The organism is Kitasatospora sp. NPDC088742, assembly GCF_055584905.1.
This window is the reverse complement of sequence record NZ_JBVJLD010000012.1, coordinates 20145-33924: the sequence shown is the minus strand read 5'-3', so window position 1 is coordinate 33924 and position 13780 is coordinate 20145. Positions and strand designations below refer to the sequence as shown.

At 69.9% G+C, this 13780-nt stretch carries 6 protein-coding genes and 1 pseudogene; 2 read left to right on the top strand and 5 right to left on the bottom strand.

The annotated features are described in order from the left end of the window. Positions 1-159: 159 nt before the first annotated feature. From ACZ6ZR_RS12540 to ACZ6ZR_RS12520, 5 genes and pseudogenes are all read right to left on the bottom strand, one after another. Positions 160-1617 carry a UvrD-helicase domain-containing protein gene (locus ACZ6ZR_RS12540; protein ID WP_465642059.1) on the bottom strand — a complete coding sequence of 486 codons (1458 nt, stop codon included), beginning with the start codon at positions 1615-1617 and terminating at the stop codon, positions 160-162. Between the two features lie 7 nt (positions 1618-1624). Continuing rightward, positions 1625-3706, bottom strand: coding sequence for an ATP-dependent nuclease (locus tag ACZ6ZR_RS12535; RefSeq protein WP_465642058.1), 2082 nt, complete (start codon positions 3704-3706; stop codon positions 1625-1627). Between the two features lie 295 nt (positions 3707-4001). Further along, a pseudogene (locus ACZ6ZR_RS12530) lies at positions 4002-4091 on the bottom strand (transposase); the annotation flags it as partial. 180 nt (positions 4092-4271) lie between these two features. Next, a complete protein-coding gene (locus ACZ6ZR_RS12525) occupies positions 4272-8747 on the bottom strand; it encodes a sacsin N-terminal ATP-binding-like domain-containing protein (protein WP_465642057.1) in 4476 nt (1491 codons plus the stop codon). A gap of 1143 nt (positions 8748-9890) precedes the next feature. After that, positions 9891-10964: a tyrosine-type recombinase/integrase gene (locus tag ACZ6ZR_RS12520; RefSeq protein ID WP_465642056.1), complete on the bottom strand. Its 1074-nt coding sequence runs from the start codon at positions 10962-10964 to the stop codon at positions 9891-9893. Between the two features lie 48 nt (positions 10965-11012). On the opposite strand from ACZ6ZR_RS12520, the gene ACZ6ZR_RS12515 reads away from it, so the two are divergent. Together ACZ6ZR_RS12515 and ACZ6ZR_RS12510 are read left to right on the top strand one after the other, a co-directional pair. Then, positions 11013-11336, top strand: a complete 324-nt coding sequence (locus ACZ6ZR_RS12515) for an SCO4402 family protein (RefSeq protein ID WP_465642055.1) — start codon at positions 11013-11015, stop codon at positions 11334-11336. A 550-nt stretch (positions 11337-11886) separates the two neighbouring features. Beyond that, a complete protein-coding gene (locus tag ACZ6ZR_RS12510) occupies positions 11887-13728 on the top strand; it encodes a trypsin-like serine protease (protein ID WP_465642054.1) in 1842 nt (613 codons plus the stop codon). Positions 13729-13780: the final 52 nt, after the last annotated feature.

Here is a 13780-nt window from a genome sequence, read left to right as displayed (position 1 = left end):
CGATCACTCATCTGGCGGATACGGCGCCGGGGCCTGCTGTCCCACCCGCGCCCGTGCAGCCTACGGCGGGACTGTCGCCATCAATGGCGAGACGCTGCGGCCGGGTCTCGGACTGGATGCACTCGCGGTACGTGTGGCGCATGCGGCGGCCACAGGCAGTCACACGGCAAGGGTGCGACGGCGGGCGCGCGTGAGAGCAACGTAGAGCTTGCGGTGCTCTTCGTGGTTATGCTCCAGACCACCTTCAAGGGCCCGGACGTCGCTACCGTCCAGACGGACAGCGACGGCATCCCATTCGCGGCCCTTTGCCTGATGGGTAGTCAAGCCTGGGATGAGCTCACTGGACGGGTGGAGCAGGCGTGCGCGCAGTTTCCGCAAGCGGTCAATGTGATCGGAATGCCTGCGAGGCATGATCATCGGCGATTGCGTGGCGACGGCAGCCGTGAGCTCCCTCAGGGCACCGATCAGGTCATCGCTGTCAGCAAGCACGGACAGAACATTGTCAAGTCTCGGCTCCAGGCGGGCGCGGGCGTCGTCGTCCAGTCGCAGGGTCGCGGCGGCGTCGTTGGCGTAGGTGGCGTGTTCACCGAAGGCGCTGCGGGTGAGCTGGTTGAGCAGCAGGGTGCACGCGGCTTCCTGGGGGTTGCCGCTGGCCGAACGGAAGGCTAGGGGCAGCACGCGGGTAGCGGTCTCCCATAGAGGCTTCCATTGGCGGGCCAAGACAGCATCCACGCCGTCCAGCGGCCCGCTGGGCACGGAGATGGGGGAGCCCCTGCGTAGCTGGGTGGCCAGGTGTTTCTGCTCGGCCGTGCGCCACCGGAAGGAGGTGGTGAGCTTAAGGGGGGTCAGGTCAGCTGTCTCGATGAGAGTGGGGACCAGGTCGGGGCGTGCCCCGCGGAAGCCATAGAGCGCCTGCCAAGGATCGCCGACGACGGTGATGTGTAGGCCGGCCCGGGCGACCAGGTTCACGACGGCCAGGTCCAGGCTGTTGGCGTCGAAGATCTCGTCAACGATCACTGCCCGGGTGGTGGCGGCGAAGTACTCAACCAGGCGGTCGGCGGCGGTCGGTGCTTCGAGGGCGGAGGCGAGGATCGCGCGCACGTTGTCGTGGGTGCACCGCCCCTGCTGCACGGCGGTGTCGAAGTCCTCCTGGGTCGGGTGGTTGCCGCGGCCCGGCCGATAGGTGCGGGTGGTGACCACATGGGTGCCGTCGAGCTCGAGGATCGGCTCCCGGGTGGTGTATCGGGTGGGGTAGTGGGCCTTCCAGGTGTCTAGGACCTCCAGGTCGGTGTGGCCCGAGGGCCAGTGCAGCGTCTTGGTGCGCAGGAGGTGGGCGAGCAGGTCGTAGACCAGGGTGTCGAGGGTCACGATGCGGTGCGGGGGGTTGACTGCAGCCCGGCCCCAGGTGGTCAGGACCCGGCCACGCAGTTCCGCAGTGGCGGAGCGGGTGAAGCTGACCGCGATCACCGCCCGCGGGTCCCTGGTGACGTTGAAGCGCAGCCTGCCGAAGCGGTAGGCGGACACGGTGGTCTTGCCGGATCCAGGGGCGGCTTCGATGTAGATGCGCGGAAGGGGGGTACCCGCGGCGATGAGCTGTTCACGGGTCAGCGCGTCCAAGCCCGCGTCAACCACGGCTGTCGCCTGGACTGAGCGGCCAGCCGGACTGCGGAGTACCGCAGGAGTCTCCGGACGACTTGCGGGGCGGATCCCAGGAATCGAAGTCTATGTCCGGCATCTCGCCGACATTGCTCCCCCATGGGTGCGGCTCCGGGGCCAGGTCCGGGTCGTCAAAGGCCGGGTCAAGGTCCGGGTCCTGTGGGTCTGCTGGGGGCGTTGGGTACAGGAATTCGAACAGGTTGCGCAGGTGCTCCGGGACCACCGGTGGCGTCACGCCGACGTTGGCATCAGCGAGCTGCTGGGCGAGGGCGAGGGCGAAGTCCGCTTTGCGCTTGGCCCCAGCGCCGGCTGGCGTGGCAGGGAAGGTGCCCTTGGCTGTGCGTGCGCTGCGGAACAGAACATGAATGGTCTCGGGGGTGATCGTGCCGGGTGCCGCGATGCCTGCGTCGTCCAGGGCGGCGGCGATCAGCTTCTCGTTGCCGCTGGTGATGGCTGGCTCGAGGGTGGGGTGGCTAATGAAGGCCGCGGCGACGTCGGGGTCATGCGCTGTGATCCACGACGGCGGGGTGGGGGTGGCGTCGAAGTCCTGGTCGCTGTCGCGCAGGACGGCGAGTTTGGTGCACAGTTCCTGGCCGCGGGTCGCGAGCAGCCGCACGGCCCAGTGGCCGACCTTGGTGCCCATGGCGACGATGCTCAGCGCGTCGACGAAGGCCAGCTTGTCCTGGTCGGTCCCCGCCCATGCGCGGGCAAACTCGCGCAGGACGGCGACTTCGGTGACGCCTTCTACCAGCACCAAGCGTTCTGCGAACAGGGCGGCGGAGCGGCTGGTGTCCAGGTGCAGGCGGGCCATGCGTAGTGTCTTGGACCGATCGGCCATGGCCAGAGTGGCGACGGATCGGCAGACCCGGCGTCCGTCCGCCATCCGGCGCAGCACAACGATCTCTTCGGGGCGGGCGGAGGTGATGACGTCGGTGGCGTGGCTGGAGAGCACGATCTGCAGCTCGGGCCGCTGTGCGCTGACGGTGCGCAGGTAGCGGACCAGGGCGTGCTGCAGTTGCGGGTGCAGGTGAGCCTCGGGTTCCTCGATGACCACGGTGGCGTGGAAGGGGTCCGGGGGGAAGAACGAGTCATCTGCGGATTCCGCTTCGGCCTGGGCCTGCAGAAGCTGGTCGCGGGCCTGACGGGCGGCGGCTTCCTCATCCGCGGGTTCGCCGGTGCCGTCAAGTTCGGCCAATGCGGTGTCGGTGTCCGGGGCACCAGTGGCGCGCTTGGCGGGGTCTGGGATAGCAGCCAGGGTCACGGCGATGTGCAGGAGGTTGACGTACCCCAGGCCCGAAACCTCCAGTGGGCGAGCGTTGCCACGCCCCTGGATCACCGCCAGCATAAGTTCGAGCACGCGCGCCAGGTAGGTGTCGTCGACGACCTGGCCGCGAACGTAGGGCCATTGGTGGCTGACTCCGGCGGACAGCGCTGACAGGTGCGCGCCGATGCGTTCCTCGACGGCTGCGATGATGCCGTCCTTGGCGAGGTTCTCCAGCAGCCTCGAAGCTTGGGCCCGCAGCGGTACCAGACTGCGGCTGCCGTCCAGGCGCTCCTGCTGGGCCCGCAGCAGTTCGATGAGTATCCGCACTTCCCGCCGGGCGAGCTCGTCCAGCGGGTTCCGCCAGGCGGGCAGGTACATGAGCTTGAACGGGTCGAGCTTGTCGAGGGGGCCGAACCTTTGTGTGGTCTGCGCACTGATAGCGCCCAGGTTTCGGTTCAGCGAGGAGCTCCATCGCTGCACGACCGCGCCGGGCTGGCCGTTGTGGATATCGCGGAGCTGCCGTCCGAGGGCGCCTTCCACGGCCGGGTCGTCGTCCAACGTGTACTCGACGGTGATCTCACGCTCCCCGCTGCCCAGGGCGCTGGCACCCATACGCGGCAGATAGGGGAAGCGGCTGGGATGGGCCAGGTAAAGTGCATCGGTCACCGTGGTCTTCCCGGCGCCGTTCGCGCCGATCACCACACTGAAACGGCTGGGTAGTTCACAGTCGATCTCCGAGTTGGCGCTGGCGCGCAGCCCCTTGACCCTCACCCGGCTCAGATACACGCGGGAGCTCCTTCCCCTGTATGCCCCGCAGTCTGTCCTATCATCATGTGCCCCGCTGACAATCGAGTCGATCGACGAATGGACGTGCGGAAGTCCAAGTCGTACAACACCCGATCAGCGCAGTAGCTGCGGCCCGTCACGCACTGCCGTTCCGCGCACGGGGCAACCCCCGCCTCGTGAACACACTGGCTCCATACTCCAGAGACGACCGTTCGCGCGAACGGCTCCGCGCCTGGGTCCTGGCAGCGGGGTCGAGCCGTACCTGGACATCGGTGCGGGCAACGGCGGGCGGCGCTCCGGTCTCGCGCAGTTCCGCAGTCACCCTTGGCGAGCCGTAGGCGCCACCGGAATCGGCGTGAATATGGCGGATCCGTTCGGCCAGACCTGATCCTCGCGCTGCCGGAGGGCTCTGGCGCGGCCCGGCACCTGACGGTCCGATGACCGCACATCTTCGCCACGTCACAGACGGACCGTCAAGTGCCTCTCAGAACAACTGACTTGACTGATACGGTGGCGCAACCCGGGTACTGCTGGCCCACCGCACCCCCTTGCTGCTGAGCCTCACTCAGGCCCCTCCGTCGGGATACCGCAGCACGCGTTCGCCCTCCGCTACCTCTGGTGTCACCTTGAGCCGGATCTCCGCGACCGGCCCTACCTCGAAGTGGCGTACCGGGTCCGGCACGATGCGCAGCGTCGATACTCCCTTCCCCCGTTCCAGGTGAGAGGCCAGGACCAGCGAGAGATTCTCCCCCTCGCTCAATGCCCGGAGGAACTCCTGCCTGGTGAGCGAGACTTCGGCCGGCAAGGATCCACCGTGGGTCTTGATCTCGTAGTAGTGCCCGGTCGAGTCGATGGCGTCCGCGCCCAGCCCGTGGACTCCGCGCTGGTCGTGGAGGATGATCCCGTCCTCCTTCAGGGCTTCGCGGAGCAGCTCGATGACGATCCTCTCCTTGTCCCGGTCGGCGTAGCCGAGCGGCCCGGACCGCTCCTGGGGCGCGCCCGCTCCAGGCCGGGGCTTCGGCAGCGAGACCGCCCGTCGCCGCCGGGTCGTACCAACGGACCGAGGAGCGCCCGACGAGGGTCCGGGGCGGAGCTCCTGTCGGCGGGGGGCCAGCTCGGCCACGGTGTACAGCTCGCGTGGGCCGGCCGTCGAGGCCGGTGCGGGGACCGGAACCGGAGCCGGCACGGGCGGCGCCGGGGGCGGCACCGGGGCCGCGCCGTTCCTGGGCCTCGGCAGCGGAGGAGCCGGCGCCCGGCGTGCCGGCGCAGGCGCCGGTGGCGCGGCGGGGAGCTGCCGTTCACGGTGCTCCAGCAGTTCGCGCAGCCGCTGCTCCTGCTCGTGGTCCTGCTGACGTGCGGACACCAGCGGCTCCGCGCCCGACGGTCGGTCGAGGAGGTCCGCCTCCCAGAAGTCCCGCCAGCGGTGACCGACCCGGGTCCGCTCGCCGTCGAAGAGGCTCGCCACGGCCGTGCCACCGCCGTGCGTGGTCCGCAGCGCCTCACGGTTCGCCACGAACAGCGCCTTGGCCTCCCGGTCGATCTGCGCCTCGACCGGCACCTCGAACCCCTCCCCGTCACCGTCCAGGTCGAGCCGGATCCGGAGCCCCGGCAGGATCCGTACCTCCAGCTCGGGCAGCCAGCCCCAGCCGGTGAAGGCGTCCGCCGCGGCCGGCTCGTCCCGCACCAGGATGTCCTGCAGCCCCGCGACGGCCCGCCGGTACGCGTGGGTGAGCTCCGGATCGGGCACCGCCCCGTCCGGGTCGAGGACCCGCGCCCCGGCCGCCTCCAGCCGGGTGACCTTGAGCGGGCCCAGCAGGGCGGTGAACTGGCTTACCTCGCCGCCCGGTTGCCAGATCGGGATACGGTCGGCGAGGGCGCGCGCGATGCCCGGGTGGTCCACCGCGTGGACCGGGCGCTTCCTCGTCCACCCGGCGCCGGTCCACAGCGGCAGTGCCCGCAGCCTGTTGCGCAACGCGATCGGCACCGTCGAGCCGGTGCCGCCGACCTGGCCGGACAGAGAGCGCAGCGCCTCCAGCATCACCTGTTGCCGTGCCCCGGTGGGCCGGGCGTCGTCCTCGGCGATCTCCCGGAGCACGTCCACCAGGTCATCGGCACCCGGCTCCCGGATGCCGAGTGCGGTCCACAGCGGGGCGAGCTCGGGCCCGGCGAGGACGTAAGGCCGGAATCCCCGGAGCACTGACCTTCCCCGCAGACAGGCAGCCGGCCGCTGCCAGCCTCGGTCGGGCAGCACCAGGTCCACCCGGCCGAGGAACGCGGTCCTGATCTCCTTCTCTGCTGCCGTCCGGGCCGGATCGGCCGACCCGTCCGCCAACCGCCCGGCCAACGCCCGGTAGACGAGCAGGACTTCGGCCTCCAGCGCCTCTCCCTCGGGCCCGTTCGTCGGCCGGCGCCGCAGCTGCCGCAGTCGCGCGACCAGCTCGGGCACGTCGGGGTCGGCGGCCACGCCGAGCGCGGCCAGCACCTCCCTCCAGGAGGTCGTCAGGCGCTGGATCTCGGGGTGCAGGTAGCCCGGGTCGTCGTGGCCGTAGAGAGCCTCCGAGTCCCTTGTCCGCAACCGCAGTGCGGCGGGGGTGCGCAGATGCCCCCGCGCGTCCTCCAGCCAGGCGGTCTTCCGCAGCTGCCAGACCCAGAGCGCCGGCGTGCTGCCCTTCACCTCCCACCTGTGGTACGCCCACGCCGCCTTGACCCGGGCGTGGCCGGGCGAGGTGAGCATGCCGGGTTTGCCCAGGGTCGCCAGCAGGGCCGCAGTACGGCGCAGGCGCTCGCGCGGGTCCGGCTCGGCGACGATGTGGTGGACGACGACCTGGAGAGCGGGGCTCTCCAGGTCGTCCAGGGTATGGGTGGCATTCAGCCTCCCCAGTTCCGTCCCGCGGCCCTCCAGCGAGGGCGCGAACTCACGGGCGGTACCGACCCGGTGGTCTCCCGAGTACTCCTTCGTGTGCCGCCCCCGCCGGACCGGCGTCAGACGCGGCGTGTCGGCCACGCCCAGCAGGCGTAGGAAGCCTCCCGGGCCGAGCCCGTTGTTCCGGGTGGACGGCACCAGTGAGCGCGCGTAGGAGCGGTCCACCCAGGTGAGGCCCGGCGCCCTTCCTGCGGCGACGGCGAACCGATCCCCCTCCGTGGTCTCCAACGGCTTGGAGAGGTACACCTCACCGGGCGGCTTCTGCCTGTGCTTCTCCTTCCCGTCCGGACCGTAACCGAAGCAGTTCAGCACCACCGCCCGCCCGATCCGTCGACCGAACTCCTCCTGGTCCTTCTTCGAAACCTCCCCCAACGCCTTCTGCAGCGCGACCAGTTGCTCGACCAACCGGTCGCCATCGCCCTGCAGCCGGGCCCCGGCGTCGCCCAGCTCGGCGACCCGGCGCAGTACCGCCCGGGTGTCGTCCCGCCGCAGCAGGGCGCCGGACTGCCTGAGCCAGCCGACCACCGACCGGGCCCAGCGGTCCTCCGCCCGGTACGCCGGGTGGAGGTCTGCCACGATGCCCAGCACGTCCAGCGGACCGCTGCCCTCGAACGCCGCGAACGCGTGCGCGTGGCTCTGCGGCGCCAGGCGGCGGCCGTCGGCGGTGACGATGCACGGCTCGCGGGCGATCAGCCGGCCCAAGCCAGCGTCGATCGCCACCGCCGACAGTCGGATGGTGCGCCCCACCTCGTACTCCGGCCGGCTCAGCAGGCCGACCGCCCGGGCGATGTCCACCTCCTCACCCAGGGCGGCCCCGCCGTGGGACCGCCAGTCGGTGAGTACCCGCCGCCAACGCCCTTCGCCGTCACGGGCGGTGGCCGGATACGGGTGCGGCAGCCCGCCGAGCCGGGCGACGTCCGCCGAGTCGAGCACCCCCGACAGGACGGCGGCCTCCACCGCCAGATCGGTCAGCAGCACGGACTCCCCGGTCCCGAGCGGCAGGACGAGTGCCCCGGCCACGGTGCCGCGAGCGCGGTCCAGCAGTTCGGCCCGCAGGGTGTGTGGGAGTCCTGCCGGCGCGAGGTCCCCGGGCTGCGGGGGCAGCGGGATCAGGTGCCAGGCCGAGGGTGCCACCCCGCCGAGGACGTCGAGCACCGCCGCCTCCCAGAGGTCGGCGACCAGCGGGACCAGGGCGTCGTTCAGCCGGCTGGCGGCGAATCCCTCCCGGTTGGCAACGGGGTCGAACTGGGCGTGCACCCGCGCCGCGACGTCCAGCGACGCGACCGGCAGGCCCGCGTGCACGCTGCCCTCCGTCCCAGGACGGAGCGGAAGTGCCACGGCGACCGGCATGGTCGCTCCAGAGGCCTTGTTCCGGCGAGCAGTCCCGGCGGGCGAGTCGACCCGGGTGTCGTAGACCCGCCACACCGAACCATCGGTCGTCACGGCCTCCCGGACGCCGACCTCCGCTCCGGCGCCGCCGACCACGAGCCGCTTGCGCCTGAGCTCGCGCCAGGACAGGCGGAGCACCGTGCTCGACCGTCCGCCGTCGGCCTCGGCACCGTCCGCCGCCACGGTGATCCGCTCCAGGTGACGGAGGAAGAGCAGCGAACCGTCGCTCCAGCCCTCAAACCATCGGACGAGTCCGGCCGACGGGAGGACGTCGTCCACCAGCGGAATCCTGAACACCGTCCACCGCTCGTCGGCGATCTCGGCCGGCAGCTCCAGCGGCTCCGCCACTGCGAGTTCGAGGTCGGTGAAGCGGACGTGGAACGGGTGGCAGTGCACCTCCCAGGATCTGGACAACGCACGCAGCGTCGCCAGCCCGACGCCGAAGCGTCCGGTCGCCTCGGCATCGCGGGTCTTGCCGCTCAGCCAGGGCATCCCCAGGAGCAGGAGGTCCGCCAGCCGTACACCATGGCCGTCGTGTGCGATCAGCAGTTCGGACGGCCGCCAGACGAAGCGGATCTCCCGCGCTCCGGTGTCGTCGGCGTTCTGCACCATCTCGGACAGGATCTGCAGGCCGTCCGAGGAGAGCGTCTCGGCCCCCTGCTGCCCGCCCTCGGCCATCAGCCGGAACACGCCGAGCCCGTAGCGCAGCCCCTCGTCGAGCAGGGCCACCGCTCTGGCCGCCTGCTCAGCGTCCCGGACCTCGAACCCCGGATCCCGCCTCGGATCGGTGAGGAGTACCCCCACCGCCGCCGCGAGTGCATCATTGGCGTCCGCACGCCTCCCCTTCCCTGTGCCCCTACCGGTGCAGATCCTGGCCCCCCGGTGGGGACCAGCTGACCACGACCGGCGAAATCCCGTCGAATCCGGGAGGACGGCCGGTCCCTCGTACACGGCCTGACCGACCGTCACCCCGCGATCGCCCCCACCCGACCCCGTCGGGAAGCGGGCCGGGAGACGGGCTGGAAGGACACCCCGGCAGGTCGCGACTGTCAGTGCCGGCTGCTAAGGCGCGTGTCGGGTCGTGACGCGGCCGCCCCAGCAGGTCAAGCATCCGGGGTCGGGAGGCACCCAACACGCCACTGCCCTCTCCGCTTTGGGACCCGAAGGGCCGCTGCAAGAGCCTGCACGAGACGTCGTCGCTGGTAGTGACATCGCCCTGCTACAAGCCCTGGGACCACTTTGGGACCACGCCGCCGCGTGAGGATTCCGCACGGTTGAGCCGATCTGGACAAAGTGGGACAATGTAACAGCTGGGCCTCCGTCAGCCACCACACTGGAAGGTCGGCATGTCGAACACTCAACTTGCATGCAGCAAAAAGGACTTGAGCGCGGACGATACGCCTAGCAGGTGGCCTCTCAACAAGCATCCTACGTAACCCGCTTGACTGGGGGTCAAGGGGTCGCAGGTTCAAATCCTGTCGTCCCGACCAGCGTTTTCGCAGGTCGGAGGCCGTTCTTATCGGAATGATGAGAACGGCCTTTTCCATTGGTGGTCGCAATGTGGTCGTGAACGCTCGTTCACGTCGCCTCGCCGGGGACATCTCCGCAGCTCCAGCCCCTCCGACGCGGTCATGACGGCGCGTCAGTTCATCCAATTCGGAATCCCCGCGCCGTCGGTCGCGGACTGATCGCCTCTTCGGTGCTGAAATGGCTCAGGTTTGCGGGAAGCGGGCATTCCGAAGGAACCTGCGGTGTCATCTGGATCGATTGGCCGCACGCTTATCGGGCCCGGCTACGAGCCGAGAGGCCGGCTGCTCGGTCCCGTCCGTGTGAACGGTCCGGTGCACCGAGCCGGCGTCAGCTGTTCGGCCGTCAGGCCGCGTGGCTGAAGAGGGGGTTCGGTGGTGGCCCGCCGAGGGCGAGGACGCCGGCACTGGAGCAGGCTCGGGCTTCGACGAGGTGAAGTCTGGCTTCGATGGTGTGCACTGCGGCCATGGCGACATCCCAGGTCAGGTGGCTGTAGATGTTCGCGGTGGTCGAAAGCGTGGAGTGGCGCAGGGTCTTGGAGATGACGGCCATGGAGACGTTGCCCTCCAGCGCGAGGGTGGCCGCCAGGTGCCGCAGGTCGTGGATGGTGACGTGGGGCAGCCCGGCTTGCTTGCGCAGTTCGTGGAAGCGCCGGCGGACCGCTGCCGGGTGGTACGGGTTGCCGTCAGCGTCCTGGAAGACGTGGTCGTTGTCGGTGGAGGTGTTCCTGGCGATGGCGCGCTCAAGGGCTGCTGCGACGCGGTCGGACAGGGGTACCCAGTTGCGGCTCTTCTTCGTCTTGGGGGCGGTCAGGACGAGTTCGTGGTTGTCGATCGCGGACAGCGTGTGGCGGATGAACATGACGCGGTCCTCGATCCGGACACACCGGCGTTGGAGGCCGAGTGCCTCGCCCTTGCGCAGGCCAGTGCCGACGATGACCTCGAAGAGGTCGGCGAACGCGGGGTCAACGCCCCGGCAGTGGGTGAGGAACTCAACCGCCTGTTCGGCGCTCCAGGGCACCCGCTCGTCGGGTCGGGGCCTGCGCAGGGGCATGGGCTGAGCGGCGTTGTGCGAGAGGCGGTGGGTGCGGACGGCGGAGCCCAGGGCGCTGGAGAGGGTGGCGAGGCAGTGGTAGAGGGCCTGGCGACCGCGGCCGGCCGCGAGCTGCTGGTGGGTGTAGGCGGCAATGTGGTCGTGGGCGATCTCCTCCAGCCGGATCTCACCAAACACGGGGATCAACTCGCCCAGTGCGTAGGTGCGGTAGCGGGCGTAGGTGGTGGGCTTGAGCAGGAACTCCATCGACCTGAGCCACCGGGTCAGATAGGCGGCCACCGTCTCGTGCGGGTCGGCGTCGAAGCCGAGCCGGCGCCCTTCGAGGAAGCGTCGCAGCGCTGTCTCGGCGTGCCACTCGGTCGGCACGACAAGAGAGTCTGACGCACCGACAGGTGGTGTGGGCAGCACAGCAGGGTGGGCGAACTGGGTGCCGCGGTTATGGCATTGGCCAGCCCGACATGGCAGCGAGAGGTGCGGTTCGATCCGGATCAGTTCGAGGACCTCGACTACACCGTCCACGTGCTCTTCGACGACTTCTGCGATGCGAACAACCCTTGGCCTTGGCTTGGGCAGTGCCTTCGCAGCGAGGAGGAAGTCGAGCTGATGGCACGTCTCGGTACTGCCTACGGCGCGGTACAGGATTCGGTCGGCGTCGCGGCTCGGGACGAGGCACACCTGGACTCGCCTGGCTGGTCTGCTGTAGTCGCCCCGACTGGCCCAGGTGCTGGTGGCCAATGACCACTCGGCGTTGAGCAAGTTGCATGACACCGGCCATCGCTGGCCGCTCGACACTGAGCCGATCCCGCCCGGGACGGAAGGCCAGCACGTCTATTCATGACCGCAACCAGATGATCAGGGCCGCCTGCCGACCGGTAACGCATCTGACAGATCGTCAAGTCAAATGACCGTGCATCCGTGATACCTGATATGAGGGAATCGTGCAGGTCTGAGGTTGTCATGATCGAATGCGCTGGATAGCCTCACCAGGCACATACACGTTCCGATCTCACGCAAGTGAACGGTGCGCCACTGTCGATGGGTGCCACAGTGCGCGACGTCGGCGGCTCTGCCCACCCACGACTCGCTAGTCCGGGGGGCCCACACTCCTCCGGCCTGCCACTTTCTGGAGGAATTAATGCGACGACGACCAATATGGTTGCTAGGCGCCATGCTGGCCGTTCCCGGTGTATCTACAGCTGCTCCGGCCTCTGCGGAGGTGGGTGTGTCGCCGTTCGTGGTGGAGACTTTCGCGTATCCCGGTGCCGCGAAGATCCTTGCGGACCAGAAGGTGACCTTGAAGTCGGGTGACGGCAACATCCAGCTCGCGGACTGCACCTCGCAGGAGAACCTGCTCATGGTCTGGAGCACGGCGACGACGCCGAACGGGACGTGCTTCCGGATCACCGGCCCCACCGGTTACCTGTCGATGGAGATCCCCAAGGTCTTCAACTTCAAGGGTGACGACCACACGGTGCAGGCCACCCTCACCTCGGGTGGCACCACCAGCACCGTCGACATCGCGAGGAACGACTTCACCCCGGTCGGCGCGGGCACCAACAACACTCCCACCGTGCTGCTGGAGCTGACCGCCGGTGGCGGCCCCGCCCATCCGCAGGCGGCCAGTGACTACCCCCCGGTCGGCAGCCTCACCGTGGGTACGCCCGGCCGTGCCGACGGCCGGGCCTGCACCGCGACCCTGGTCGACCGCAACTGGGCACTCACCACCGCAAGTTGCTTCACCGACAACCCCACCACCCTCACCGCCGGGGCACCTGCGGTGAGCACCACGTTCCGGGCCGACGGCAGGAGTGCCGAGGTCGCGGAGATCGTCCCGCGCGCCGACCGTGACCTCGCCATGGTCCGCCTGGCCACCCCGGTCACCGACCTCGACCCGGTCAAGCTCGCCACCAGCGCGCCGTCGGCCGGGGAAAGTCTGCTGGCGGTCGGCAGCGGCCGTACCTCGACCGAGTGGATCTCTGCCAAGCCCCACGCCACGACCCACACCGCCGGTACCGTCTCGGCCACCACCTTCGACACCACCCCCCTGGCCGGGGCCGCCGCGCTGTGTGCCGGCGACTCGGGTGCGCCCCTGCTGCGCACGGGCACCGGCCGGACCGAACTGGTCGCCGTCGCCTCCCGCTCCTGGCAGGGCGGCTGCCGCGGTGAGAATGAGACCCGCACCGGGGCGACCAGCACCCGCACCGACAACGTCAACGGCTGGATCCAGCAGATAAGGTCCCGCGCCTTCGGGTGGAAGACGCAGGCACTGGTGAAGTCCGGCACCGGCCTGTTCCACGCGGTCCGGCTCTACGACGGAACCTGGACCCCGGCCGGGGACGTCCAGGCCGCCGTCGGCAACATCGGCGGCGTGAAGGCGGTGGGCTCGGCCGGCATCGACGGCAACGCGCACGTCGTGGCCCTGGGCGGTGACGGCCACCTGCACCACACCATCCGCCACCCTGACGGCAGTTGGGAGAACTTCGGTGACCTGAACGCCGCCCTCGGCCAGATCACCCAGGTGGCCGTCGCCTCCACCGGAGCCGACCTCCAGGTCGTCGTCCTCGCCGACGGGCAGCTCTTCCACACCACCCGCCATGCCGACGGCAACTGGACCGGATTCGGCCCGGTCTTCGCCGCCACCGGCAGCCTGGACGGCGTCACCGCCGTCACCGCCGCCGGCTCCGGCGCTGACCTGCAGGTCGCCGTCACCGCGAACGGCCGCGTCCACCACACCGCCCGCTACGCCGACGGCAACTGGGGCACCTGGGGCGCCGTCGACGAGGGCGCCGGTGCCATGGGTACCGTCACCTCGCTCGCCATGGCCGGCCAGGGCAGCGACATGAACCTCGTTCTCGTCAACGACACCGGTGCCCAGCTCCACACCGTCCGCCACCAGGACGGGACCTGGCAGCCCGTTAGCCCGCTCACTGGTGTGCTGGGCCAGGTCAGCGCCACCTCGGTCAGCGCCACGACGCTCGACGGGGACGCCCAGTTCGCGGTCACCACCGGTGACAACCGAGTCCTCGTCACCTCCCGTCACGCCGACGGGAACTGGGCCCAGCCACAGGCGGCCGACCTGGCCGGCATCCCCGGCGACCACACCGGCAGCGTCATCGCCGGCACCCTGTGACCCCCTGACGGACCGACCCGGCCCAGCCGCGGGCAGGCCTCGGCTCACTTGA